This is a genomic window from Pseudophaeobacter sp. A-200-2, from assembly GCF_041008815.1.
Classification (GTDB): domain Bacteria; phylum Pseudomonadota; class Alphaproteobacteria; order Rhodobacterales; family Rhodobacteraceae; genus Phycobacter; species Phycobacter gallaeciensis_A.
On record NZ_JAXGFU010000003.1, the window covers coordinates 397,795 to 423,239 of the forward strand.

The 25,445-nt window shown below is 63.8% G+C and carries 28 protein-coding genes; 14 read left to right on the forward strand and 14 right to left on the reverse strand.

Annotated features, from left to right (window positions below; all coding sequences use genetic code 11):
• Positions 1-174 precede the first annotated feature (174 nt).
• Both SM766_RS06855 and SM766_RS06860 read left to right on the forward strand, forming a co-directional pair.
• Positions 175-942, forward strand: coding sequence for a protein-disulfide reductase DsbD domain-containing protein (locus SM766_RS06855; RefSeq protein ID WP_274834704.1), 768 nt, complete (start codon positions 175-177; stop codon positions 940-942).
• Positions 939-1,403, forward strand: a complete 465-nt coding sequence (locus SM766_RS06860; protein WP_368947309.1) for an NUDIX hydrolase — start codon at positions 939-941, stop codon at positions 1,401-1,403. Before SM766_RS06855 ends, SM766_RS06860 begins: the two co-directional genes overlap by 4 nt.
• Here SM766_RS06860 and SM766_RS06865 read toward each other — a convergent pair.
• The 6 genes from SM766_RS06865 to SM766_RS06890 form a co-directional block, all read right to left on the reverse strand.
• Positions 1,325-4,771, reverse strand: coding sequence for an efflux RND transporter permease subunit (locus SM766_RS06865; RefSeq protein ID WP_368947310.1), 3,447 nt, complete (start codon positions 4,769-4,771; stop codon positions 1,325-1,327). The genes SM766_RS06860 and SM766_RS06865 overlap by 79 nt on opposite strands.
• A 3-nt stretch (positions 4,772-4,774) precedes the next feature.
• A complete protein-coding gene (locus tag SM766_RS06870) occupies positions 4,775-6,244 on the reverse strand; it encodes an efflux RND transporter periplasmic adaptor subunit (RefSeq protein WP_368947311.1) in 1,470 nt (489 codons plus the stop codon).
• Between the two features lie 124 nt (positions 6,245-6,368).
• Positions 6,369-6,911 carry a molybdenum cofactor biosynthesis protein B gene (moaB, locus tag SM766_RS06875; RefSeq protein WP_274834649.1) on the reverse strand — a complete coding sequence of 181 codons (543 nt, stop codon included), beginning with the start codon at positions 6,909-6,911 and terminating at the stop codon, positions 6,369-6,371.
• Between the two features lie 13 nt (positions 6,912-6,924).
• Positions 6,925-7,545, reverse strand: coding sequence for a LysE family translocator (locus SM766_RS06880; RefSeq protein ID WP_368947312.1), 621 nt, complete (start codon positions 7,543-7,545; stop codon positions 6,925-6,927).
• On the reverse strand, positions 7,538-8,140 hold the full coding sequence (locus tag SM766_RS06885) for a metallophosphoesterase family protein (protein ID WP_368947313.1): 603 nt from the start codon (positions 8,138-8,140) through the stop codon (positions 7,538-7,540). Before SM766_RS06885 ends, SM766_RS06880 begins: the two co-directional genes overlap by 8 nt.
• Positions 8,141-8,153: 13 nt before the next feature.
• Positions 8,154-8,930 carry a uracil-DNA glycosylase gene (locus tag SM766_RS06890; protein ID WP_368947314.1) on the reverse strand — a complete coding sequence of 259 codons (777 nt, stop codon included), beginning with the start codon at positions 8,928-8,930 and terminating at the stop codon, positions 8,154-8,156.
• A gap of 164 nt (positions 8,931-9,094) precedes the next feature.
• Between SM766_RS06890 and SM766_RS06895 the strand changes: the two genes are divergently transcribed.
• From SM766_RS06895 to plsY, 5 genes are read left to right on the forward strand one after another with little or no spacing between them, the layout of a single operon-like run.
• Entirely contained in the window at positions 9,095-10,075 is a 981-nt protein-coding gene (locus tag SM766_RS06895) for an aspartate carbamoyltransferase catalytic subunit (RefSeq protein ID WP_274839403.1), read from the forward strand.
• 5 nt (positions 10,076-10,080) lie between these two features.
• On the forward strand, positions 10,081-10,614 hold the full coding sequence (locus tag SM766_RS06900; protein WP_368947315.1) for a hypothetical protein: 534 nt from the start codon (positions 10,081-10,083) through the stop codon (positions 10,612-10,614).
• Position 10,615: 1 nt separating this feature from the next.
• Positions 10,616-11,011 carry a hypothetical protein gene (locus SM766_RS06905; protein ID WP_368947316.1) on the forward strand — a complete coding sequence of 132 codons (396 nt, stop codon included), beginning with the start codon at positions 10,616-10,618 and terminating at the stop codon, positions 11,009-11,011.
• Positions 11,008-12,318 carry a dihydroorotase gene (pyrC, locus tag SM766_RS06910; RefSeq protein ID WP_368947317.1) on the forward strand — a complete coding sequence of 437 codons (1,311 nt, stop codon included), beginning with the start codon at positions 11,008-11,010 and terminating at the stop codon, positions 12,316-12,318. Before SM766_RS06905 ends, pyrC begins: the two co-directional genes overlap by 4 nt.
• Entirely contained in the window at positions 12,318-12,923 is a 606-nt protein-coding gene (plsY, locus tag SM766_RS06915; RefSeq protein ID WP_368947318.1) for a glycerol-3-phosphate 1-O-acyltransferase PlsY, read from the forward strand. The genes pyrC and plsY overlap by 1 nt, the downstream gene beginning before the upstream one ends.
• 25 nt (positions 12,924-12,948) lie before the next feature.
• Here the strand turns inward: plsY and SM766_RS06920 are convergent, their stop codons facing one another.
• Positions 12,949-13,665: a GGDEF domain-containing protein gene (locus tag SM766_RS06920; protein ID WP_274827559.1), complete on the reverse strand. Its 717-nt coding sequence runs from the start codon at positions 13,663-13,665 to the stop codon at positions 12,949-12,951.
• Between the two features lie 397 nt (positions 13,666-14,062).
• Between SM766_RS06920 and SM766_RS06925 the strand changes: the two genes are divergently transcribed.
• From SM766_RS06925 to SM766_RS06940, 4 genes are all read left to right on the forward strand, one after another.
• Positions 14,063-14,539 (forward strand): YHS domain-containing (seleno)protein, encoded by a 477-nt coding sequence (locus tag SM766_RS06925; RefSeq protein ID WP_065272451.1) that lies wholly within the window; start codon positions 14,063-14,065, stop codon positions 14,537-14,539.
• 138 nt (positions 14,540-14,677) lie between these two features.
• Complete coding sequence (locus SM766_RS06930) at positions 14,678-15,211, forward strand: GbsR/MarR family transcriptional regulator (protein ID WP_065272450.1); 534 nt, start codon at positions 14,678-14,680, stop codon at positions 15,209-15,211.
• A gap of 35 nt (positions 15,212-15,246) precedes the next feature.
• Entirely contained in the window at positions 15,247-15,681 is a 435-nt protein-coding gene (locus SM766_RS06935; RefSeq protein WP_065272449.1) for a hypothetical protein, read from the forward strand.
• A gap of 17 nt (positions 15,682-15,698) precedes the next feature.
• Positions 15,699-16,067, forward strand: a complete 369-nt coding sequence (locus SM766_RS06940; RefSeq protein WP_368947319.1) for a hypothetical protein — start codon at positions 15,699-15,701, stop codon at positions 16,065-16,067.
• Positions 16,068-16,121: 54 nt separating this feature from the next.
• Here SM766_RS06940 and SM766_RS06945 read toward each other — a convergent pair whose 3' ends face one another.
• The 4 genes from SM766_RS06945 to SM766_RS06960 all read right to left on the reverse strand — a co-directional run bounded on the left by SM766_RS06945 (position 16,122) and on the right by SM766_RS06960 (position 19,701).
• Positions 16,122-17,492, reverse strand: coding sequence for a glutamate--cysteine ligase (locus tag SM766_RS06945; RefSeq protein ID WP_274827554.1), 1,371 nt, complete (start codon positions 17,490-17,492; stop codon positions 16,122-16,124).
• A 67-nt stretch (positions 17,493-17,559) separates the two neighbouring features.
• Positions 17,560-18,087 carry a hypothetical protein gene (locus SM766_RS06950; RefSeq protein ID WP_368947320.1) on the reverse strand — a complete coding sequence of 176 codons (528 nt, stop codon included), beginning with the start codon at positions 18,085-18,087 and terminating at the stop codon, positions 17,560-17,562.
• Entirely contained in the window at positions 18,084-18,917 is an 834-nt protein-coding gene (locus SM766_RS06955) for a GNAT family N-acetyltransferase (protein ID WP_368947321.1), read from the reverse strand. Before SM766_RS06955 ends, SM766_RS06950 begins: the two co-directional genes overlap by 4 nt.
• Before the next feature lies 1 nt (position 18,918).
• A complete protein-coding gene (locus SM766_RS06960; protein WP_368947322.1) occupies positions 18,919-19,701 on the reverse strand; it encodes a 16S rRNA (uracil(1498)-N(3))-methyltransferase in 783 nt (260 codons plus the stop codon).
• 12 nt (positions 19,702-19,713) lie between these two features.
• Here SM766_RS06960 and ubiA point away from each other — a divergent pair, with 12 nt between their 5' ends.
• From ubiA to SM766_RS06975, 3 genes are all read left to right on the forward strand, one after another.
• Complete coding sequence (ubiA, locus tag SM766_RS06965; RefSeq protein ID WP_368947323.1) at positions 19,714-20,676, forward strand: 4-hydroxybenzoate octaprenyltransferase; 963 nt, start codon at positions 19,714-19,716, stop codon at positions 20,674-20,676.
• Positions 20,677-20,737: 61 nt separating this feature from the next.
• Positions 20,738-22,741 (forward strand): OmpA family protein, encoded by a 2,004-nt coding sequence (locus tag SM766_RS06970; protein WP_368947324.1) that lies wholly within the window; start codon positions 20,738-20,740, stop codon positions 22,739-22,741.
• On the forward strand, positions 22,738-23,052 hold the full coding sequence (locus SM766_RS06975; RefSeq protein WP_274866876.1) for a hypothetical protein: 315 nt from the start codon (positions 22,738-22,740) through the stop codon (positions 23,050-23,052). Before SM766_RS06970 ends, SM766_RS06975 begins: the two co-directional genes overlap by 4 nt.
• 109 nt (positions 23,053-23,161) lie before the next feature.
• Here SM766_RS06975 and cynS read toward each other — a convergent pair whose 3' ends face one another.
• From cynS to ntrB, 3 genes are read right to left on the reverse strand one after another with little or no spacing between them, the layout of a single operon-like run.
• The gene (gene cynS / locus SM766_RS06980) at positions 23,162-23,632 is read right to left on the reverse strand and encodes a cyanase (protein ID WP_237028372.1); all 471 of its coding nucleotides are present in this window, start codon (positions 23,630-23,632) and stop codon (positions 23,162-23,164) included.
• Between the two features lie 43 nt (positions 23,633-23,675).
• On the reverse strand, positions 23,676-24,596 hold the full coding sequence (locus tag SM766_RS06985; RefSeq protein ID WP_368947325.1) for an ABC transporter ATP-binding protein: 921 nt from the start codon (positions 24,594-24,596) through the stop codon (positions 23,676-23,678).
• Positions 24,597-24,606: 10 nt separating this feature from the next.
• Positions 24,607-25,443, reverse strand: coding sequence for a nitrate ABC transporter permease (ntrB, locus tag SM766_RS06990; RefSeq protein WP_274827548.1), 837 nt, complete (start codon positions 25,441-25,443; stop codon positions 24,607-24,609).
• Between the last annotated feature and the right edge of the window lie 2 nt (positions 25,444-25,445).

Consider the following 25,445-nt stretch of genomic DNA (forward strand, 5'->3'; position numbering starts at 1 on the left):
GAAGCAGCCAGATCTGACGAAGTCTGACCGGAACGTGACTTGGCATTTGCAGCCGGAATGCGCATTTATTGGTGTATGAGACATGAACGCCCCTCCTCTCGACCTGTGTCCCGATCTGAGTTCGGGCTGGCCCGTTTGAAATCCGCCTTGGCGGCCTGCGCCGTTCTTGCGCTGATGCCGGTTGCGACTGTGCAGGCGGGCGCATCGCCCGATCCGGTACAGATCGAGATCCTCGATGGCGGGATGACGAAACGGGGCACCTATATGGGCGCGCTGCGGCTGACGCTCGACAGCGGCTGGAAAACCTACTGGCGGGCGCCCGGGGATGCCGGCATTCCGCCCAGATTTTCCTGGCGTGGATCGCGCAACATTGGCGACGTGTCGATGACTTGGCCCGCCCCCGAAGTCTTCATGACCTCCGGCTACCGCACCATCGGCTATCACGATCAGCTGGTGCTGCCGATTGAGATCACCCCCGCGAATCCTGCCAAACCCGTCCGCATCAAGGGACGCATGGAACTGGGCGTCTGCAAGGACGTCTGCGTGCCATCCGAGCTGTCCTTTGATCACCGGCCAGACCCCGAGGCAGGCCGCAACCCGGCGATCGTCGCGGCGCTGGCCTCGCGCCCCTATTCGGCGCAGGAAGCAGGCGTCTCCTCGGCGATCTGCAGCCTGTCCCCCGGCAGTTACGGTATGCGCGTCGAAGCGCAGATCACCATGCCCAGCGCCGGCGGCGAGGAAGTCGCGGTGATCGAACCGGGCACACCGCATCTGATGGCCGGGGAAACCAGCACCGAACGGCGCGGCGGTATTCTGCTGGCACGGACCGAGTTCATGCCCGCAACCAGCAACAGCCCGACCTCCATTGACCGGTCGAAACTGCGCATTACCGTGCTGGGGCGCAGCCATTCGGTGGACATCAAAGGCTGCGACGCCGGATGAGCCGCCCGGTTCTGGGCGCGCTGGCGGTGGTCTGCCAGACCGTGGCCGGACAGGACAGCGTGATCCTGATTCAGCGCCGCAATCCGCCCAACGCAGGCTGGTGGGGCTTTCCCGGCGGTCATGTGGAATGGGGCGAAACCGCGCTGGAGGCCGCCGCGCGTGAATTGCACGAGGAAACCGGCGTCCTTGCCCGTCCGCGGGGCTATCTGACCAATGTCGACGTGATCCTGCCCGGCCCGGACGAGGCGGTTGCGCACCACTACCTGCTGACCGCCGTGCTCTGCGATTATGTCAGCGGTGCACCGACCCCGGATGATGATGCGCTGCAGGCCAAATGGGTGGCGGTGGACGATCTGCCCCGCAGCGGGCTGGAGCTGATCGATCAGGTGGCCGAGGTCGCGCTCTTGGCCCGGTCGCGCTGGCGCGACCGCAGCCCGTGGGACAGCGCCCCGATCACATAGGTCAGCAGCCCGAACACCACGGCCCCCAGCAGGAACAGGATGAGCCCCGCCCGCACCGGCTCCATCGTGGCCAGCCCGGTATCCGAGGCCATAAGCCCCCCACGCAGGGCCGGATGCAGCGCGCCGGTGGCCATGGCCCAGCCCAGCGTCAGCACCAGCCAGCCGAGCTGTACCAAAGCCGATCCGGCGATCAGCCAGCGCAAAACCCGGGTATGAGCGCGCTGACCGGACCGCAGGGCCCGGCGCAGCGATGTGATGGGCCGCGCCGCGTCCCGCTGCACCGCGACCAGTGCGGGAACCACCAGAAGCACCAGGAACATGCCAAACCCCAGCCCGTAAACCAGCGTGATCACCGTCGGTTTCAGGAACTGTGCCTGCTGCGAGCTTTCGTACATCAAAGGCGCCAGACCCAGCACCGTGGTCAGCGTCGTCAGCATTACCGGACGCAAACGATCCGCGGCCCCGTCGATGATCGAGGGCACCAAGCCGCGCTCAGCCGCGTATTCGTCGATGGTTGTCACCAGCACGATGGAATCGTTGATGATGATCCCGGTCATGCCCAGAAGCCCCACCACCGTGAACATGCTGAGCGGCACCTCCCAGATGTAATGCCCCCAAATCGTGCCCACGAGGCCGAAGGGAATGATCGCCATCACCACGATGGGCCGCGTCCAACTGGCAAAGATCCAGGCCAGCACCAGGTAGATGCCGGTCAGGCACAGGATCAGACCGGTGCCCGCCTCAGACAGGAAAGTGTCTTCCTGCTCGCTGAGGCCCGCAAGACGCCATTCCACCTGACGCTCGCTGGCGATTGTCGGCAGGATCTCCTCCTGCAGCGCGGTGATCACCGCCTCGGCGCGGGCGGGATCGTCCTCGGAGATATCGCCGGTAACGCTGATCACCCGAATGCCGTTTTCGCGCCGCACGGTGGAAAACCCGCTGCGTTGGCTGACCGAAACGATATCGGCCAGCGGCACATAGCTGCCGCCCGGCGCCCGCATCAGGGTACGCTCCAGGAAATCCGCCGTCAGCTCTCCCTCGGGCAGTTCGACCCGGATGGTGGCGCTGCGCGGTCCGTCCGGATAGGTCGCTGCCTCGATCCCGTTGAGCCGCGCCCGCAGCGCCCGGCCCAGACTGTCGATGGTAAAGTTCAACGCCTGCCCCTGCGGAGTCAGATCCAGAATGACCTCTTCCTTGTCATAGGCGAGGTTGTCCTCCACCGCCGAAACCTCAGGATAGCGCAGGACGGCGGTTTTCAGATCCTCCGACGCCGCCTTCAGCGTCTGCACATCGGCGCCGTAGAACTGTACGTCCATCGCATCACCGCCCGGCCCTGAACGCCAGCTGCGGAAGGAAATCGTCTCGGCCAGCGGATGGCGCACCACCCGTTGCTGCAGCTCCGCGACAAAGGCAAAGCTGGAATAATCGCGCTTGTCCGCGTCGATCAGCTCGATCGAGATGCCACCCAGCAGGTCAGCGTCCTTGGCCTCGACACCTGACAGACCGCGCCCGGCATTTCCGCCAATCTCGGCCATGACGAAATCCAGCGGGTTTTCACCATAGCGTTCAGCGTATTCCGCGCCCAGCGTCTCGGTCGCGCGCTGCATCTCGCGCATCATCTCCAGCGTGTCTTCGCGGGTCGCCCCCTCGGCCATGGCGAAATTGCCGGTGATCGAACCGCGCTCCGGCGCATTGAAGAACCGCCATTTGACATCGCCGCCAATGAACAGCGCCAGCTGGCTGGCTAGAATGACCGCCGCGCCTGCCAGCACCACGTAACGCGCGCGCACCACCAGCGCCATCAGCGGGCGGAACAGGGTGTCGCGCAGCCAGCGAAAGCCCTGGTTCACCACCCGGTTGGGCCAGTCGTACCAGTGCCGCTGCTGCGCGTGCGTCAGGGCATGGGCCATGTGGTTCGGCAGGATCAGGAAGCATTCCGCCAATGAGGCCGCCAGCACCATGATGACCGTAAAGGGAATATCCCGGATCAGATCGCCAAAGCGCCCGCCGATGATAACCAGACCAAAAAAGGCGATGATCGTAGTCAGGGTTGCAGCAAACACCGGCAGAGCCATGCGCCGGGCCGCGTTCTCGGCCGCCTGCATCGGCGTCTCGCCCAGCCGCCGAACCCGGAAATCGGCATGTTCGCCCACCACGATGGCATCATCGACCACGATCCCCAGGGTGATGATCAGACCAAATAGTGAGACCATGTTGATGGTCAGCCCCGCCGCGTACATCAGCGCCACGGCCGCAAACATCGCCGCCGGAATGCCTGCCGCGACCCAGAAGGCGATGCGCACATTGAGGAACAGGAACAGCAGGATCAACACCAGCCCAAGCCCCATCAGCCCGTTGTCCACGAGGATGTTGAGCCGGTCCGAGATCGCCTCGGCCCGGGTGCGGATCAGCCCGGCGGTGACCCCCTGCGGCAGGCTCAGCTGCAATTCGTCGACGACCTTTTCAACCTTGTGCTGGATGCCGATGGCATCGCCCTGATCCGAGCGGTCGACCCGCACCGACATCGCCGGATGCTCCCCCACGAAATAGGAGCGGCTGCGGTCGACACCTTCGACCCGGATCGTTGCCACATAGCCAATGGTCAGCGCCGAGCCGTCCGCATTGGTGCGCAGGACAATTCCGGCCAGCTCGTCCGGCGTGCGTTTTTCGCTGCCGGTGCGCACGCGGGTATTGGCGCCGGTGACATCGCCCGCCGGATCGGCATCGACCTCGGCGGCGATGGCGGCAGCGATTTCCGCCATGCTGACATCATAAGTGATCAGCGCAGACGAGGGCACTTCAACGATGGTTTCCGGCGCAGCAACACCGCGGATGGTGGTGCGGGTGACCCCGACCTCGAACAGGCGCACGACCAGCTCATCCGCAAAAAGCCCCAATTGCTCGGGGCCGATATCGCCGGTGATCACCACGTCGGTCACCCGATCGCGCCAAGCACCGCGTTTGACGGTGGGCTCTTCCGCCTCTTCCGGCAGGGTGGTGACCAGGCTGACCGCTGTCTGCACATCATCCGAGGCGCGTGACATATCCCAGCCCGGTTCGAACTCCAGCGTGATGGTGCCCAGCCCCTCGCGGGAGATGGCGCTGGTTTCCTCGACCCCGTCCACCGCCAGAAGGGCCGGTTCCAGCGCCTGCACGATGGCGCTGTCCACGTCCTCAGGGCCGGCACCATCCCATTGCACCCGGACGGTGACGTTTTCCACGATCACATCGGGAAAGAATTGCGCCCGCATGTTGGGGATCGCCGCCGCGCCCAGCACCAGCAGGATCACCAACAGCAGGTTGGCCGCCGTCCGGTGACGGGTGAAGTAGCTTAGCAGGCCGCCAGCGGGCCGGGACAGATCGCGCATGGATCAGCCTCCCTTGCGGGCTTCGATACGGTTGACCAGTTGCGCAGGCACCGCCGTTTCCGAGAGCTGCGCCAGCACCCGTTTGCGAGCCTCTTCCGGCATCCGCGCGTTGCCTTCGACAAGAGCGACAAGACGGGCGCGGCGATCCTCGGTCAGCTCTATCAGCTCAGGCCCTGCGGCTTCGGGGGCAATCTCAGCCTTGGCGTCGATCCGCAGCGGCCGCACCCGGATACCCGCGCCCAGAAGGGGCGTGCGCCCAGTGACGATCTCGCGCCCTGCTAGGCCTTCGCCCCGGATCAGAACCGCATCGCCCTGCCTGCGCACCAGTTCCACAGGCAGCGCCTCCAGCCGGTCTTCGGCGCCCAGCACCAGCACCTGACCATCGCTGCCCAGCGCCGAGGCAGGCACCCGCACGACATTCTCCACCGGCGGTTCGGTCACCGAAACGGTCACAAAATCCCCCGGTTTGAACCCTGGCGCCGCATCAAGGCGCGCATAGACCAGACGGCCGGTCTGCCCGTCCCCGGCGGCGCCGCTGACCCGCGACAGCTGCCCGGTGGCCGACAGCGCGGCCCCGGCAGCATCCAGCATCACCCGCACCGGGGCCTCGATCAGGTGCCCGGCATCATCCAGCAGGCGGGCGTATTGCAGGGTCGAAACCCGGAAAGCCACCTCCAGCCGGTCCGCGTCCACCAGTTCGGCGAGTTTTTCATTGGCCGAGACGAGGCGCCCCTCGACCAGGCTGACCGCTTGCAAGGTACCGCTGAAGGCGGCCGAAATCGTGGTATCCGCCAGATCGCGCTGTGCGGTTTCCAGCGCAATCCCGGCGCGGGCCACCCGCGTCTTGGCCTGATCCACCCGGGCCTCGGCCTGCGAAATCGCCTGCCTGCGGGAAATCACCGCCTGCCGTGCCTGCGCTGCCGCCAGCGCTGCGGTTTCCACCGTTGCCGTGGTACCGACACCTCGTTCCTCAAGATCCAGCTGCCGCTGATAGGCCTTGCCACGCAATTCCGCCTGATCCTGCGCGGCTTCGAGCTCATCATTGGCCAGGATCAGGGCCCGTCCCGCATCACGCTCTTCGGCGCGGGCATCCATCATGTCAGCCTCGGCCCGGTCCAGTGCCGCCTGCGCATCGGCAGGATCGATCTGCACCAGCAGCGCGCCTTCCTCGACGCCGCCCCCCTCTTCGAAATTCTCGGACAGGTGAATGACCCGACCGGCCAACGCGGTGCGCAACTCCAGCGTCCGACGGCTGTCGATGCGGCCAAAGGCGATCAGCTCTGGCGCGATGGTCTGTACATCAGCCGAGACTACCCGCACCGCAAAAACGCGCTCGCGCGCAGGCGGCGTGCGCGGTTCGGCATTGAGCCGCGCCTGCACCGCGCCCATCACCAGCCAGCCCGCGTAGAGCAGCAGACCCAGCATCGCCGCCGTCAGAAAAAGACCCGTCAAACTATGCCGCAAAAACCGCATTCATATTCCTTCCGGTGGCAGATGTTGCCGCTTCGATCCCGCACAACACCCGGGCAGGCGCAATCGCCCACCTGAAAAGATAGCAACTGAACATACCCGTTACGAGGTTACACGCGGCCGCGGATCACTTCCGTCGCAGATGTTCGTCCAAACGGGGCATTATCTCGACGAAATTGCAGGGGCGGTGGCGGAAATCGAGCTGTTTGCCCAGGATTTCGTCCCAGCCGTCCTTGCAGGCGCCCGGGCTGCCCGGCAGCGCGAACAGATACGTGCCCCCGGCAACACCGCCCGTGGCCCGCGACTGCACCGCCGAGGTGCCGATCTTCTGCATCGACACGATGGTGAAGACGGTACCGAAGGCGTCGATTTCCTTTTCATAGACATCGCGGTGCGCCTCGACCGTGACATCGCGGCCCGTAAGGCCGGTGCCGCCGGTGGAAATCACGACGTCCACCTCCGGGTTCGCCACCCAGGCGCGCAATTGATCGGCGATCTCGCTGCGCTCATCCGGCAGGATTTTCCTGTCGGCCAGCACATGCCCTGCCTCGGTCAGCCGATCCACCAGGACCTGCCCGGAGCGGTCCTCCTCCAGAGAGCGACTGTCCGAGACGGTCAGGATGGCAATGCGGACGGGAATGAAGTCTTTGCTCTCATCGATACGCGACATGGTCTGCTACGCCTTATGCTTTTTCCAGAATGGCCAGCCTCAGCGCGAGACTGGCGAAGATACCGCCAGAGATCCGCCCCAGCCAGCGCCCCGCCACCGGGTTGGTGATCAGCCGCCGTCCGGCCTGCCCCGCAAAGATCCCGACCAACCCGTTGATCACGAAACCGCCCAGCGACAGGACCGCACCGAAGATCAGGAACTGCAGCAGCACGGGGCCCGCCTCGGGGACCACGAATTGCGGGATAAAGGCGAGGACGAACAGGATCACCTTGGGGTTGGTGAGATTCACCAGAAAACCGGAACGAAAGGCCCGCGCCGCGGGCACCGCAGGCGCATCGCCCGTCACAGGCCCGCTGCGGAAGGTGGTCCAAGCGAGATAGAGAAGATAGGCCACGCCGACCCAACGGATTACATCGAAAAGTCCCGGAACCGCAGCAACCGCCGCGCCAAGGCCGAGACCCGCCAGTGCCACATGCACGAAACACCCGGCCGTGATCCCGGCGCTGGCCGCGACCGCCGCGCGCCGCCCCGAGCGCAGCCCCTGCCCAAGGCAGAACATCATATCCGCCCCCGGCGTCAGGTTCAGCGCCAGCGCCGCGGGCACAAAGGCAAGAAGCGTCAGCGGATCAATCATTGCTCACCTCAAAAAAACTGGCCGTCGGGCCAAGGTTGGCACAGGCCGTCTGCCCGATCTTCCCGCGCGTGCCCCAGGCCTCGTGCACGTGACCGAACAGGGCCAGCTGCGGCTGCAGGCGCTCAATCGCAGCCCGGATCGCTGTGGAGCCGACCGACAGGCCGGTGGAGGTGAGATCGCCCAGCCCCTTGGGCGGCGAATGGGTCACCAGCACGTCTGCCTGCGTGCAGGGTGCGAGCAGGTCCTCGGCTGCGTCTTCGGACAGATCCCAGGACCAGGCGCCAAAGGGTGTTTCCGGCACGCCGCCGCCCAGCCCCCAGAAGGTAATGCCATCGATTGTAACACCATTACCATGGAGCACATGGGCATGCCCGGGCGCAGCAGCGCGCTGCTCTTCGGCACTTTCGGCATTGCCGGCGACCATGACCATCGGCGCGGTAATACCCGAAAGCAGCTCCATCGCCTGATCCAGCCCCTGCCGCCCGTTGCAAAAATCACCGGCACCCACCACCAGATCTGCATCGGCGCTGGCCGCCACCAGATCGGCAGCGCGGGCGCGGGCCAGATGCAGGTCGGAAAAGGCAAGAATATTCATGTGCAAAGCCTCGTCAAAGGGCGGTGAGCCGCGCCTTCAGCTCCAGAAGGTCGGCCCAGGCGGCGCGTTTCTGCGCAGGTTGGCGCAAGAGGTAGGCCGGGTGGAACATCGGGATCACCGGCTTGCCCCAGACCTGATCCCACTGACCGCGCAGCCGGGTGATGCCACGTTTGCCCAAGACCGCCTGACAGCTGATATTGCCCATCAGCACCAGCACCTCCGGCTCGGCCAGCTCCACGTGGCGTTTCAGGAAAGGCACCATCATCGCCATTTCCGCAGGCAGCGGATCGCGGTTCTGTGGCGGGCGCCAGGGCAGCACGTTGGTGATATAGACGTTCTTGCCGCGGTCCAGATCGATGGCACCCAGCATCTTGTCCAGCAATTGCCCGGCACGGCCCACGAAAGGCCGCCCCTCGCGGTCCTCGTCGCGACCCGGGGCCTCTCCGATGATCATCACGCGGGAACCGGCCTGACCGTCGCAGAACACCAGATTGCGGGCGCCGCGCTTCAGCTCGCAGTGATCGAAGGCGGCCATCGCCTCGCGAAGGGCAGGCAGGGAGGTCGCAGCTGCGGCGGCCTTTTGCGCGACTTCGACCGGGTCCACCTCGGGGAGGCGCTGGATCTGTCCGGGCTGCGGTGCATTAGGCTGGGCGCCGCGCGCGGGTTTGGGCGCCTGCTGCTCCAGCTCGTAGCGGTTCACGGGCGTCTCGCACAGGGCTTCGGTTGCGCCCAGTTCGATCTGCCACGCGAGCAAGGCGCGGGCGCTGTGATAATCCAATGCCGATTCCATGGCGCAAAGCTACTCTGCCTCAGCGCCAAGCGGAACCAGAGACTTGCGCATCGGGACAAGAGGTAACACCTTTGAGCCAAACCAGTCCGCGGCGGCAGCACGGTGCCTTGCCCGGCAGCGACGCCGCGCCTATAAGGGCGCGCAAACAGCGCGGAGCCTGCCTCATGTCTCATGTTTCCCCACCCCCCACCGGCCCCGGTTTTGCAGCCCGTCATCTGTTGGGGATCGAGCATCTGAAGCCCCATGAGATCACCGAGATCCTGGATCTGGCCGATACCTACGTGGATCTGAACCGCCGCCCGGAAAAACACTCCGACGTGCTGTCGGGGCTGACGCAGATCAACATGTTCTTTGAAAACTCCACCCGCACGCAGGCCAGCTTCGAACTGGCCGGCAAACGGCTGGGCGCGGATGTGATGAACATGGCGATGCAGGCGTCCAGCATCAAAAAGGGTGAGACGCTGATCGACACAGCGATGACGCTGAATGCGATGCATCCCGATCTGTTGGTGGTGCGCCATCCCCATTCCGGCGCCGTGGACCTTTTGGCGCAAAAGGTAAACTGCGCGGTGCTGAACGCGGGCGACGGCCGGCATGAACACCCGACGCAGGCGCTGCTGGATGCGCTGACCATCCGCCGCGCCAAGGGACGGCTGCATCGCCTCAACATCGCGATCTGCGGCGACATCGCCCACAGCCGCGTGGCGCGCTCAAACCTGATCCTCTTGGGCAAGATGGAAAACCGCATCCGCCTGATCGGGCCGCCAACGCTGGTGCCCGGCCATTTCGCCGAATTCGGCGCCGAGATTTATGATGACATGCGCGAGGGGCTTGAGGGTGTTGATGTCGTCATGATGCTGCGCCTTCAAAAGGAACGCATGGACGGCGGTTTCATCCCCTCCGAACGCGAATACTACCACCGCTACGGGCTCGATGCCGAAAAGCTGGCGCTGGCCAAACCCGACGCCATCGTCATGCACCCCGGCCCGATGAACCGCGGTGTCGAAATCGACGGCACCATCGCCGATGACATCAACCGCTCGGTCATTCAGGAGCAGGTGGAAATGGGCGTCGCTGTGCGCATGGCCGCAATGGATCTTCTGGCCCGCAACCTGCGCGCCGACCGCGTCGCAGAGGCGGGCTGATCCCGGTGGAGGGTGTCATACATATCCCTGCGGGCGAACACGGCGTGATCCGCCTGTTCCAGCTCGACATGCGCCTCGAACAGGCCGTCTTTCTGCGCGAGCCAGGCGCACTGGCGCAGGTGCTGGGGATTGATGCGCTGGATATGGAACAGGTCGAAATCTTCCCGGTCAGCGACCTCGAAGAGCTTGGTCTGGCAGGCTACCTGACCGAAGGCATGGGCGTTCCGGAAGAGCAGATCGCCCCGGACCGGGAGCGCCTTGCCGCGCTCGAAGGACATGTCATGGTGATCCGCTCGCGCGCCTTTGGCGGACGCGAGATGCGCCTGACGCCCGCCGAGCAGATCCAGCCCGTCGCCACCTACGGCACGCCCGGCACCAGCTGGAGCGGCGCCCCGATTGAGACCGAAAGCGCCAAACCCTATTCCGCACCGAAGCTGGCCCCGCGCAAAGCGCGCGCCGAGGCCCGCCGCATCGGCGCCACGCTTTTTGCGGTGGTGATGGGGTTGGTCGGGCTCGTGCTCTATCTGCTGGTGCGCTGACATGCAGCAGGGTACCGACGAGATCACCTTCACCCCCGACCGCAGCGCCTATATCCGCGCCCACGCCTGGATGGCGGCCTTTGCCATGGCGGCGGGCATGGGGATCCTCTGGGCGGCGGGCAATCCGCATATCTGGACCGGCGCCATCGGCGGGCTTGCTGCCATCGCCCTGCGCGGCTGGTATCTTGCGAGCGAGGAAATGGCCGTCGTCTGGCGCATCGCAGATGGTGTGCTGACCGGCCCCGCCGAACGCCGGGTGCCGCTGGGTGAGATCGAGACCGCCCGGTCGATGGCCAGCTATGTCCAGATCATCACCAGGGGCGGTGACAAGCACCTAATTAAGTATCAGGCCGATCCGGCCGCCACCCTCTCAGCCATCGAAAGAGCCCGCGCATGACCACTCTGTTCATCAATGCCCGACTGATCGACCCCGAGGCCGGAACGGATGCGCCGGGGGCTGTGCTTGTCGCGGACGGTCAGATTACCGAAATCCTGCCCGAGGGTACGCAGGCAGAGCACCTGTTTCGCGCGCGAAACATTGACCCGACAGAGGCCGAAGTGGTCGATTGCGGCGGCAAATGCCTCGCCCCCGGTATCGTCGATATTGGCGTGAAGGTGTGCGAGCCGGGTGAGCGGCACAAGGAAAGCTACAAGACCGCCGGCCTTGCGGCGGCGGCGGGGGGTGTCACCACCATGATCACCCGCCCGGACACCAATCCCGCAATCGACAGTCCCGAAACGCTGGAATTCGTCACCCGCCGCGCCCAAGCCGACACGCCGGTCAACGTGCTACCTATGGCCGCCCTGACCAAGGGGCGCGAAGGGCGCGAAATGACCGAGATCGGTTTTCTGCTGGATGCGGGCGCCGTCGCCTTTTCCGACTGCGATCACGTGGTGGCCAATACCAAGGTGTTTTCCCGCGCGCTCTCCTATGCCAAGAGCTGCGGCGCGCTGGTGATCGCCCACCCGCAGGAACCGGTGCTGAGCGCGGGCGCCGCCGCCAGCAGCAGCAAATTCGCCACCCTACGCGGCCTGCCTGCGGTCTCTCCCATGGCGGAGCGCATGGGGCTGGACCGCGATATCGCACTCTTGGAGATGACCGGCGCGCGCTATCACGCCGACCAGATCACCACCGCCCGCGCCCTGCCCGCATTGGAGCGTGCCAAGGCCAATGGGCTGGACATCACGGCTGGCACCTCGATCCACCACCTGACCCTGAATGAGCTCGACGTGGCCGACTACCGCACCTTCTTCAAGGTGAAACCGCCGCTGCGCGCGGAAGAAGACCGGCTGGCGGTGATAGAAGCGGTGCGCAGCGGGCTGATCGACACGATTTCCTCGATGCACACGCCGCAGGATGAGGAAAGCAAACGCCTGCCGTTTGAAGAAGCCGCTGCCGGCGCCGTCGCACTGGAAACCCTGCTGCCCGCAGCCCTGCGCCTGTATCATGCCGAGCAACTGGATCTGCCGACCCTGTTCCGGGCGATGTCCCTGAACCCGGCAAAACGGCTGGGTCTGGCTTGCGGACGCCTCACTGCCGGGGCACCTGCGGACTTGATCCTGTTCGATGCGGATGTGCCTTTTGTGCTGGACCGCTTTACGCTGAAATCGAAATCGCAGAATACCCCCTTTGACGGCCAGCGGATGCAGGGCAGAGTGCTGGCAACCTATGTGGCCGGCGCGCCCGTTTTCCGGAGAGACTGATGCCTGCATTCGACACCCCGTTCCTGATGATGCTGCTCTGGGCCCTTGTGGGTTACGGGCTGGGGTCAATTCCCTTTGGTCTGGTGCTGACGCGGCTGATGGGACTTGGCAACCTGCGGGACATTGGATCGGGCAATATCGGCACCACCAATGTGCTGCGCACCGGATCGAAACTGGCGGCCTTGCTGACGCTGCTCCTGGATGGCGGCAAGGGCGCGGCCGCGGTGGTTCTGGCACGGATGCTCGCCGGAGAGGACGCGGCGCAGCTGGCGGGGCTTGCGGCTTTTCTCGGCCATTGTTTCCCGGTCTGGCTCGGCTTCAAGGGTGGCAAGGGCGTTGCGACTTTCCTGGGCCTGATGCTGGCCCTGGCCTGGCCGGTGGGCGTTGCTGCCTGCCTGACCTGGCTGGCAGGCGCTGCGATCACCCGCATGTCATCGGCTTCGGCGCTCCTATCAGCGCTGGCCGCCCCGGTTTGGGCACTGCTGCTGGGTGTGCCGCAGATCGTGACGCTGACCATTGCCCTGACCGTGATCGTTTTCTGGCGCCATTCGGAAAACATCGCCCGCCTGCGCGCCGGAACCGAACCGAAAATCGGCCAGAAATAACTCCGGCGCACCCGGCGCACCCGGCCTATGTGGCCAGCGGCAGCGGCGCCCCAACGCGGTTGCGACCTTGACGCTTGGCCAGATAAAGCGCCTCATCTGCGCGCCGCAGCACCTCCTCCACCGGGTTGCGGCCATCGGCATAGCCAAGCCCGATGGAAATCGTGCAGTTCAGCTCTTTGTCCAGCACCTTGACGGTCTGCCGCTCCACCGCCTGCCGGATGTCCTCGGCGCGCTGCATGGCATCATCGAGATCCTTTTGCGGCAGGCAGACCACGAATTCCTCGCCGCCATAGCGCGCCGCCAGCCCGTCCTGCTTCACGTGTTCTTCAATCACCGCGGCGACGCGGCGGATCACCTCATCCCCCACAAGGTGGCCATAGGTATCGTTCACCTGCTTGAACAGGTCGATATCCAGCATCAGGAAACTGCCCCGTAGATCCCCCTGCATCTCATGCATCTGCCGCATGAAATGACTGCGACTGAGCAGGTTGGTCATCTGGTCATGGGCCAGAAGATGCTCCAGCTGTTTGTTAAGCTGGTGGATTTCAAGCGAGCGGTTGGCCGACATCAGGCAGGCAGGCGGTGCGATCAGCAGCGGCCCCAGAATCGAAGCCCGAAGCATATCGGTCGACAGCCCATCCCCCAGCAACAGCCATGTCAGCAGGACCGAAAGGCAAACGGCCATGCCGGTAATGCCCACGACATATTTCCATTTGTCGGCCTCGGAGCGAATTTTAAACATGATGACTCTTGATCGGATGTGCGGTCCGGTTCCTAGCATGCAATGGTTAAAGCTCCCTGCCGCGCAAAAGCAGTTTTAACCATTCTTTTGCGTCAGACCCTGTTCATCCGGTCAGGCTCCCTGTCCTTTGTTCGCAATACGCTGGTGCGGCGCAACATTCGACACTGCGACCGCAGGCGCCGTACCCCCATCACAGAAAATACGCAGCCTTGTGATGTGCAGTTCTGAACACCCAAAAGTGCCACCAAGCGCAGTCACTATGAGTTGTTTTGAACGTGAGCGCCTCTGCCTCCACATGGGTGCTGTGACAGCCGCAAAGGGTTGCACGCAGACTATCGACCCAAGGGCCGACACATGGCGCATTTCGCCATCGGCCCGCATTCCAAAGGATGGAACCATGAACAAATTCAAGACTATTGTGAGCGGTGTCGCGCTGTCCGTTGCACTGGCGACTTCGGCGATGGCAGCAGGCGTGGAACTGAACGCGTCCTCGACCGGCCTGGCCCTGCAAGGCTACGACCCGGTTGCATATTTCACCGTTGGTGAGCCGACCCCCGGCAACTGGAAAATCACCGCGCTGCACAACGACGCTCTGTATCGCTTTGCTTCCGAAGAAAACAAAGTTGCATTTGAAAAGAACCCCGAAGCCTACCTGCCCGAGTACGGCGGATACTGCGCATTCGGCGCGGCCATGGGCTTCAAATTCGACGGCGACCCGACCCTGTGGAAAATCGTTGACGACAAACTGTACCTGAACCTGGCAACCGACATCCAGGAGCGCTGGGAAGGTGACGTCGCAGGCTTCATCGAAAAAGCCGACGCAAACTGGGGCGACATCGAGCACAAAGATCCGGTTGAGCTGCAGAACCAGTAAGGTTCCCACGCCTTAGCAAAAGCGACCTCACTCACGGACGCTTTACCCGGCGGCAGGATTCCCCTGCCGCCGGTTTTTTCTTGACTCGACTCGCGATCCAGTTATTTCTGCAATTACAGAAATTTCAGGATCACTCGAATGAACCTCACCCCGGCCATGCAGAACTTCATCCTCCACTGGGGGGAAATGGGCTCCAAATGGGGCGTGAACCGGTCTGTTGCGCAGATCCACGCGCTCTTGCATATCTCGCCCGATGCGCTGACCGCCGAGGAAATTTGCGACACGCTGAACCTTGCCCGTTCCAACGTATCCAACGGGCTAAAGGAACTACAGTCACAAGGGCTGGTCAAATCCTCCCGCCAGCTGGGCGACCGACGCGATCATTTCACCTCGATCCGCGACATGTTCGATCTGGTGGATGCCGTGATCGCCGCCCGCCGTGAACGCGAGTTCGCCCCTACCTTACGCGCCCTCGAAGAGGTCATGGCCGAGGCCGAAGAGGACAACACCCCCAAGGTCATCAAGGCGCGCATGGGCGAGACCCTGCGCGTGATGCAGATGTTTGATGACTGGTACATGGACTTTTCCCGCCTGCCCCGCGCGGTGCATCTGGCGGTGCTGAAGATGGGATCGAAACTGGTGCGCTTCCTGCCCGGCGGTAAATCCGACTAGACCTGCCCAAAAAATTTTACCTGGAGATTTCACAAATGACAGAAATAACTGATAGGTTAAAAAATACTGAGCCCGAAGTCGTGGCAAAGCGCCACCTGGTGGACCCCGTTGCCTTCGCCCTCGCCGTCGTCGGCGGGCCGCTGCTGGCTGGATTGATAGGAGCACCGACTCTGATCAGCCCCTTCGCCACCCTTATCGGCGGACCAGTTTATGTTCTGGCCGGAACACCAATAATGCTGGCCTACCTGGCCATGCGCGACTCCACTCCGGAAGCATGGGCAGGGCTGGCATTTCTTACCAACCTCATTCTGTTTGGGATCATTCTACAACTGCCTGACATGTCCCGTTCCACACAAAGCTGGGATGGCATGCGCTTGGTTTGGGGAAGTCTCTTTGCCCCTATCTGGGGCTGGATTAGCGGCTGCATTTACGCCTCTCTCAAACGTGATTTCTACAAACAACCCCTCTGAATCGAAAGGACACCACCATGCTGTTTCAAATCGCAACCTACCTCGCCCTCGCCCTCCTCATGGTCACCGCGATGACCCTGATGATCCTCAAAATTTCCAGCATCTTAGGCGACTGCCCACAATCGGGCCGTGCCGCGCAGGCGGCAGGCGTCACCATCGCAACCGGCTATGCCATGATCGCCCTCGGGGGCATCGGGCTGATCGGCGCCGCGATGCCGGTGCTTAACCTAGGTGTCTGGGGCCTGTTGCCCACGCTCGGCTTTGCTGCGATCTGCCTCGGTCTCGGCTTCGCCCACGCCGTCGCCACCCTGCGCGCCGTGGTCCGCGAGGCGGTTAACCCACCTGCTACAGTGCCCACAGGCAAACCGGTCACCAGCGCCGCCTGAGCGCAGGTCCCAGAAAGCGGGGCGTCTCAGCGGCGCCCCGTTTTACGTTTTGGATCAGTAGCTGTATTCGGCGTAGATCCGGGTCAGATCGCCGTTCCAGTCGCCGTGGTAATGCTCCAGCAGCTCATCTGCCGGGACCTTGCCGCTGTCGATGCTTTCCTTCAGAGCGTTGAGGAAATGCGTCTCGTCCGGGACCATGCCACCAGCGCCGGGACGGGCGCGCGCCTTGAGGCCTGCCTCGGAAATCTCCAGCACCTGACGCGCCAGATCGTGCATCTTGATGTCGCCGACCTCGGCCTGCAGCGCCTGTTCCGCCGCGCCCACGCGCAGGGCCTCGCGGGTTTCTGCATCCCAGCCCTTGACCAGATCCCAGGCCGCATCAAGGCTGTTTTGGTCGTACATCAGCCCCACCCAGAAGGCCGGCAGCGCACAGAGCCTGCGCCAGGGGCCGCCATCGGCGCCGCGCATCTCCATGTATTTCTTGATCCGCGCCTCGGGAAAGGCGGTGGTCAGGTGGTCGGCCCAATCGCTGAGCGTCGGGGTTTCACCGGGCAACGCGGGCAGTTTGCCATTGAGGAAGTCGCGGAAGGACTGACCCAGCGCGTTGATGTATTCACCATCGCGGTAGACGAAATACATCGGCACATCGAGCGCGTATTCCACGTAGCGTTCAAATCCCATGCCCTCTTCAAAGACGAAGGGCAGCATGCCGGTGCGGGCATCGTCGAGATGGCGCCAGATCTTGCTGCGCCAGGACTTGTGGCCGTTCGGTTTACCTTCGAAGAAAGGCGAATTGGCAAACAGCGCAGTTGCCACCGGCTGCAACGCCAGGGCGACGCGCAGTTTCTGCACCATGTCGGCCTCGGAGGCGAAATCAAGGTTCACCTGCACCGTGGTGGTGCGGCGCATCATGTCCCGGCCCATGGTGCCGACCTTGGCCATGTAATCGTTCATCAGCCGGTAGCGCCCCTTGGGCATCAGCGGCATCTCGTCATGGGTCCAGATCGGAGCAGCGCCAAGGCCGATGAAACCGACGCCAATCTTGTCGGCGATTTCCTTCACCTCGCGCAGGTGGACGTTCACCTCGTCGCAGGTCTCGTGAATGGTTTCCAGAGGCGCGCCCGAAAGCTCCAGCGCCCCACCGGGTTCAAGGCTGACGTTGGCGCCATCCTTGGTCAGACCAATGAGGTTGCCGCCTTCGGTGACCGGCGACCAGCCATAGCGGTCGCGCAGCCCTTCCAGCACCGCCTGGATCGAGCGTTGACCGGCGTAGGGCAGCGGTTTCAGCGTGTCCTTGCAATAGCCGAACTTCTCGTGCTCGGTGCCGATGCGCCAGTCGGCGCTCGGTTTACAGCCGGAGGCCAGGTATTCGGCCATCTGTTCGTGGCGTTCGATCGGTCCGCCGCCGGACTGGGGAATGGACATGCCGGGCACTCCGTCCTGTTGTTTCGCTGTTTTCGGCGGTCAGAAGTGGGGCCAAACGACGCCGGTGTCAATGCAGCCTTTGGTGGGTGGGTCGGCTTGGGATGCGCTCCCAGATCACGACCTGGTGAGCACCGGCCTTGCGCAGCTCGGCCAGCATCCGTTCCGTGCGCAGCCCCGGAAGGCTGGCAAAGACGTCAAACAGTGCCTCGTGACCTTCGGCGTTCACCGGGATCGCCAGCGGCGGCTGCCCCGGCTGCTCCAGCACCCAATGGGGCGGTTTCGCGGTGTGATCCAGCCGCAGCCGTTCGATTTCAGAGGCCGCAACGGCGCCACCTGTGAGAGGGCCGAAATAGGCGATCTGCCCTTCGTCCACCTGGACCACACCCGGCCCGCCCGCGCCCAGCCGGAAGCGCAACCGCTGCGCGCCTACCACGGCCAGAACCAGCCCGACCGCGATCAGCGCCCAGCCGGTCATGGCGGTAAATCCATAGAAGGTGAAAGCCCACTTCAGCCCCACCAGCAGCATCAGCGCCGCGACGATCAGCTCGCGCCAGCGCCACAGGCTGGCCTGTGCTTCGGGTCGGATGAAACTCATGGCACCTCCTGTTCCGGGGCAAAAAGCACCAGAGAAAATGATCCAGCGGGCCGGAACCCGATTGCCTCATAGGCGCGCGCTGCTGCCGGGCTGGCGGCGAACAACACGGCCCGCTGCGCCCCGGCCTTGCGGGCCTCGTCCAGATGCAGGGCGACGGCAAGGCGGGCCACCCCCCTGCCCCGCAAATCCGGCGGTGTATAGACGCCACCGATCTGCACCACCTCCGGTATCTGGGCATTGAACCCTGTCATGGCAACCGGCTGGCCTGCAATAACAAGGACCCGGTGACTGTCACGATCGAGGTAACCGGCGATATCCTGCGCCGCCTTTTCTTCGCAAACATCATCCGAGGTTCCCAGAACTTCGCGGTGATAGGCCGCCCGCCAGTCCAGCACCAGATCGCGCGGCGCCGCGGCCAGCGGGATCAGCTCTGCCTCTTCGGCATCCGGTATCTGTAACTGGTCAAGGTCAAGGGAGAACCCCGGCTCGTCTTCATCCAGCCGGGTCGGGCGGGAGACAAGATCGCTAGCGGCGAGGAAGGTGCGCAGCTGGGTTGTCTCTCCAGCGCAGCCCGCGATGCTCCGCCCGGCCAGCAGCGCAGATGCCTCCTGCCAGTCTTCGGCGCGCGCGTGGGGCGCCTGCATCAGCACCATGCCCGCCTCTGTCAGACCAAAGACGCCCGAGTGGTCATCCTGCACCCAAAGATCCATCACCTGTCCATTGCCGGGATCCTGCAGGTTGCCCAGAAGGAACATCGAGCTTTGCAAATGCTGGAGCAGCAGGCGCTCTACCGGCGGAATGTCAGCCGCGCGGGCGGCGCGCCAGACCATGTTACCAATCCCCGAGACTTTGCTGCCACAGGGTCATTGCCGCCACCGCTGCGGTGTCGGCGCGCAGGATCCGCGGGCCAAGGCTGACCACATGGGCCTGCTGCATCCCGTGCAGACGCTTACGCTCCACCTCAGAAAACCCGCCTTCGGGACCGATGAGGATGGCCCAGGATCCTGGCTGAGAGACTTCGCCCGGACGATAGGCCGGGCAGCGCCCGTCCGCCCCCGGACGACCGTCGCCCTCAACACGGTCCAGAAACAGCCTCTGCCCCACCTCGGCCTCGTCGCAGAACATCAGCTGACGCTCCTGCGGCCAGTGATCCAGCAGGCGCGACAGTTTCTGCAGGTCCGTCACCTCGGGAACGAAGGTACCACCGCATTGCTCGGCAGCCTCCACCGCGTGGGCCTGCAGCCGGTCCTGACGGATGCGCTCAGAATTGGTGAATTCGGTCTGCACCGGCATGATCCGCGCCGCGCCCATCTCGGCGGCTTTTTCGACGATAAAATCGGTGCGCGCCTTCTTGATCGGGGCAAAAATCAGCCACAGGTCTGGCGGCATCTGCAAGGGGCGCGTCTGCTCAAGGCAGGCCAGAACCCCGCCGCGTTTGCCCGCTTCGGCCACCTCGGCCAGCCACTCCCCATCCCGCCCGTTGAACAAAGCTACCTTGGCGCCGACAGCCTGCCGCATCACGCCAAAGAGGTAATGCGCCTGATCCCGGTCCAAAGGAATGGTTTGCCCTGCCCCCAAGGGGTGCTCTACATACAGTCTGATCTTCGCACTCATGAGGTCCTACATATGCAAGGGCAATCGCCAACACCAGATGGTCAGGTCGCAGATGCGGTCAAGGGGAATTGGGTGGACACCCACGCGCCCGCCTGGTCGCGCCCCTATCTGCGGCTGAGCCGCGCAGACCGCCCGATCGGCACATGGCTGTTGCTGATCCCCTGCTGGTGGGGTCTGGCGCTGGCCATCCTCTGGGATGACACCCCGGTCTGGCAGGACGCCTGGATCTTTGTCGCCTGCGGCTTTGGCGCCTGGCTGATGCGCGGCGCGGGCTGCACCTGGAACGACATCACCGACCGCAACTTTGACGGCGCGGTCGAGCGCACCCGGTCGCGCCCGATCCCCTCGGGTCAAGTCTCGGTGCGGGGCGCGGTGACTTGGATGTGCGCGCAGGCGCTTGTGGCCTTTGGCATCCTGATGACCTTCAACTGGGCTGCCATCGGCATGGGCGTGCTGGCGCTGTTGCCGGTTGCCGTCTACCCCTTTGCCAAACGCTTCACCTGGTGGCCGCAGATCTTCCTTGGGCTGGCCTTCAACTGGGGGGCGATGCTGGCCTGGGTGGCGCATACCGGATCGCTGGCCTGGCCGCCGGTCATCCTCTATCTGGCGGGGATTGCCTGGACGCTGTTTTATGACACCATCTATGCGCATCAGGACACCGAGGACGACGCGCTGATCGGCGTCAAATCCACCGCCCGCCTGTTTGGCGACAACAGCCCCAGCTGGCTGCGCCGTTTCATCGTGGCAACCGTGGGCCTGATGGCCCTTGCCGTGGTGCTGGCCGCACATGTCGATGCCAACCTGCTGACCCTGCTGATTGCGCTTGCCGGTCCCTGGGCTATGGGCTGGCACATGACCTGGCAATTGCGCGTATTTGATCCCGAAAACAACCCACGCCTGTTGAAGCTGTTCCGGCTCAACCGCGATACCGGCTTGATTCCGCTGATCTTCTTTGCCGTGGCCACTTTCGTGTGATTGAACAGGCCGCCGCTGGCCTGTATGACAGAGCCCAACCGTATCTGGGAATGCTGTTGCAATGCGCCTGTCTTCGTTTCTGATCCCGACTTTGTCCTTCGCCGCGGCGGCAGGGCTGAGCCTGATCGCAGCGGGGTTTGCCGTCACAGCCGTCGAGCGTGGCAGCGAGCGCGAAGTGCGCCGGTCTCTGGATGTTGCGGGCCTGCACTGGGCCGAGGTCACCGCCGACGGGCTGCGGGTCACCCTGCAGGGCACCGCCCCGGACGAGGCCACCCGGTTTGCAGCGATTTCTCTGGCAGGCAGCATTGTCGATGCGGCGCGGGTGATCGACGATATCACGGTGCCGCCCTCGGACGGATTGGCGCCGCCGCGGTTTTCGGCGGAAATCCTGCGCAATGATCGGGGGATTTCAATCAGCGGGTTGATCCCGCTGTCCGCCTCGCGCGAGACGCTGGTCGGTCAGCTGGACCGGATCGCCGAAGACAACAACAAGAAGGTCGCCGATCTTCTGGAAACCGCCGATTACCCGCCCCCCGATGGCTGGGACCCAGCGTTGAAATTTGGCGTCGCGGCGTTGGAGCTGCTGCCGCGTTCCAAGATCTCGGTCGAGGCAGGCGCGGTTTCAGTGACCGCAATCGCCGACAGCGTCGAAGAACGCGACAGCTTCGAACGCCAGCTGAGCAAGATGGCACCGCCGCAGATCCGTCTCAGCCTTGATATTGCGGCACCGCGCCCGGTGATCACGCCCTTTACCCTGCGGTTCCTGATTTCCGAAAGCGGCGCCCGGTTCGATGCCTGCTCAGCCGAGGATGAGGAAAGCCGCGCCCGCATCCTGTCCGCCGCCCGCGCTGCCGGGCTGGAGGGAGAGGCTGACTGCGTGATTGGCATGGGGGTTCCCTCCCCCACATGGGCCGACGCCGCCGAACTCAGCATTCAGAGCCTTGCGGAATTGGGTCAGGGATCGGTCACCATCGCCAACGCCGATATCACCCTTGTCGCCGCCGAAGGCACGCCGGAGGCCCAGTTCGACACGGTGGTTGGAGAGCTGGAAACCGCGCTGCCGCAAGTCTTTGCTTTGCATGCGGTGCTGCCTATGCCGGAAACCGATGCCGCTGCCGGACCGCCCGAATTCACCGCCACGCTCAGCCCCGAAGGCCAGGTGCAGCTACGCGGGCGCATCACCGATGCCGCCACCCGAACCATCGCCGACAGCTATGCCAAGGCGCGGTTCGGCTCCGACAGCGTCTATACTGCGGCGCGGGTGGCCGAAGGCCTCCCTGCCGACTGGCCGGTGCGGGTGCTGGCCGGGCTTGAGGCGCTTTCCTATCTGGAGCGCGGTGCAGTCAGCGTCACGCCGGAGGATCTGACCCTGCGCGGCATGAGCTACCGCAAGGATGCCTCCTCCGAGATCGCCAAGTTCCTCTCCGCCAAACTGGGCGAGGCCGAAGACTATGAGCTCGACATCACCTATGAAGAGCCGCCCGCGCCCAAGGATCAACCGATGGCGCCGGAGCTGTGCCAGGCGGCGCTGACCAGCGTGCAGCTGGAGAATGGCAAGATCACCTTTGAGCCCGGCTCGGCCACGGTGGAGGCCGGCAGCAACGTGATCATCGACAAGATCGCCGCGATCCTTGAGAAATGCGGCCCGGTGCGGCTGGAAATTCAGGGCCACACCGACAGTCAGGGCCGTGAGGAGATGAACCAGAACCTCAGCCAGGCGCGGGCGCAATCGGTGCTCAACGAATTGCGGGCGCGGCGGATCCTGACCTCGACCTATATCGCGCGTGGATTTGGCGAAAGCAGCCCGATCGCCTCGAATGACACCGAGGAAGGCCGCGAAGCCAACCGCCGCATCGATTTCCGCCTGCTGCTGCCGACAACCGGCGAGAGCGAGGAAAGCACCCTCGACAGCGCCGCGGCGCCCGTGGAGGAGACAGCAGCAGAGGCCGAAAGCACTGAGGCTGATACGCAAACCGAAACCCAGGCTGACGATACGCAAGGTGACGACGCACAGGCGGCTGACACTGAGACCGGCGACACAGAACAGGAGACATCGGGCCAATGAACAGGACAGAGTTCATCCTCACCACCGCAATCATCCTGTTTGCCGCCTTCGCGATGGGCTGGTTCGCCAACTGGCTGGTGCACCGGTTCACCCGCGTCAAGCAAAGCGACGTGGCCGATCTGGACCGGATGAGCCAGGAATTGCACGAGGCCGAAGAGACCCGCGATCAGGCCATTACCTATCTGCAACAGCGCGAAGCGGAACTGACCAACCAGCTGACCCAGACCGAAGCCGAGCTGAGCGCGGCCATGGAAGGTCTGCGCGATGCCCGCCGCGAGGCAGAAGAGCTGCGCGCGCAGCTGAACCACTGATCCAAAATAGACCACCCCGACCATCCTGCCCGGGAAGAGGATCGGGCGGAACGGCCGGGGCGGCGGTTTCTGCGGCCCATGTTCCAATGCACATGGGCCGCTTGATGGCTTACCAGGAATTATAGCCGAGGTATTTGCCGGACATCTCGATCTTCACCCGGTCGCCCTTTTCATGGGGCACGCGGATCACCTGCATATCGAAATCGATGGCCGACATGATGCCGGTGCCGAATTTCTCTTCGATCAGCGCCTTGATGGTCGGGCCGTAGACGCCGACGATTTCGTACAGTCGATAGATGCAGGGATCGGTGGGGATGGCTTGTTCCCAGACCTTGGTCGGCGGCTCTTCCAGAACCGAGACCGCCTCTTGCGGCAGGGCAAGGGCCGTCACCAGCGCTTCGGCCTTGTCCTTGGGAAAGCCATTCATGCCCATGCAGGCCGAATGGGTCCAGACCGGCGACATGCCGATCTTTTCGGCGATGCCTTCCCAGGTCATCCCGGCCTGTTTCTTGGCCGAGAGGATCATCATGGTCACGTCTTCTTTGCTCATCATCGTGGGCACCTCAAAAGTATCTTTCATCTGTTGTCCTCCTGATTTGTCTTCAGTCGGCCGCGCCGACCTGTCAGTTGTTGACCGCCTGCAGGTGGCGGGCAGGTTCCGGTTCTGGTGCGGATTCGGTGGCGGGTTCTGCCGCAGTTTTGTCGATCCGCACGGTTTCGGGCCGCTGATCGGGATCGTCGCTTTTCTGTCCGGCCAGTTCTTTCGACCTCTGGCCAAGGAACTGCACCAGGTGGTTCCGGATGGCGTAGTAGTTGGGATGTTCGACGATCTCGGTACGGCTGCGCGGACGCGGGATGGTGATCTCCACCGACTCCGCCACGCGGGCAAAAGGACCGTTGGTCATGAGCAGGATGCGGTCAGCCAGCAAGATCGCCTCATCGATGTCATGGGTGATCATGAATACCGTCTGCTCGGTCCCGCCCCAGATCTTCAGGAGTTCGTCCTGAATGGTGCCCCGGGTCAGCGCATCCAACGCGCCAAAGGGTTCATCCAGCAGCAGAAGCTTGGGATGGTTGGCAAAGGCCCGCGCGATGGAAACCCGCTGACGCATGCCGCCCGAAAGCTGGCTCGGCTTGCGCTGAACCACGTCGCCTTCAAGCCCGACCATGGCCAGATATTCCCGGGCGTGTTCCTCGACCTTGGCCTTGGACCAGTCGGGATAGCGCGCCTTCACGCCAAAGGTGACGTTCTTCAGGGTCGAAAGCCAGGGCAGCAGCGAATAGTTCTGGAACACCACCCCGCGGTCCAGCGACGGGCCGGAGACCTCGGTTCCATCCATCTTGACCACGCCCGAAGTCGGCTCAGCCAACCCGGCAAGGATGTTCATGATCGTCGACTTGCCGCAGCCAGAGTGGCCAAGGATGCAGACGAACTCTCCCTTTTCGATGCCAAAGGTGGCGTTTTCGAAAACGGTCAGGGTGCCCCCCTGACCGTCGGGGAATTTCTGCGTCAGACGCTCGATACTGAGAAAGGGTTTAGGCATTGGAATGCTCCTATTCGGCGTAGGCGACGGCGCGCTGCAGGACACCAAAGGCGGCATCCAGCATCATGCCAACAACGCCAATCATGAGGATCGAGAAGATGACGGAGGTCAGGTCGAGATTGTTCCACTCGTTCCAGACGTAGTAGCCAATGCCGGTTCCCCCCACGAGCATCTCTGCCGCAACGATCACCAGCCAGGCGATGCCGATGGAGATCCGCATACCGGTGATGATGGTCGGCGCCGCCGCAGGCAGGATCACCGTAAAGGCGGTGCGCAAAGCGCCGAGTTCATGCGTGCGGGCCACATTGACCCAGTCCTCGCGCACCCCGGCCACGCCAAAGGCGGTGTTGAGCAGCATCGGCCAGATCGAACAGATGAAGATCACGAAGATCGCCGAGGCCTCGCTGTCCTGAATGATGAACAGCGCAAGCGGCATCCAGGCCAGCGGCGAAATCGGGCGCAGCACCTGAATGAAGGGGTTGAAGGCCTTATAGGCGACCTGGCTCATCCCGATGAGGAAACCCAGCGGGATCGCGATCAGCGCCGCCATCAGATAGCCGGTCAGCACCCGGTAGATGGAATAGCCGATCTGGATGCCGATGCCCTTGTCGTTGGGGCCTGCATCATAGAACGGGTTCGACAGCTGTTCCCAGGCCTTGGCGATCACCTGGCTTGGCGGGGGCACCCCGGCCTTGGGGGCACCGCCGCCGGTCAGGCGCTCGTATTCCGTCAGCTCGGACGCGGCCTTCTGCGCGGGAATGGCGGCCTCCCAAATCAGGAGGCCCACCACCAGCATCACCACGGACAGGATCACCGCACGCTGATTGACTGAAAGGTTATCCAGCATGG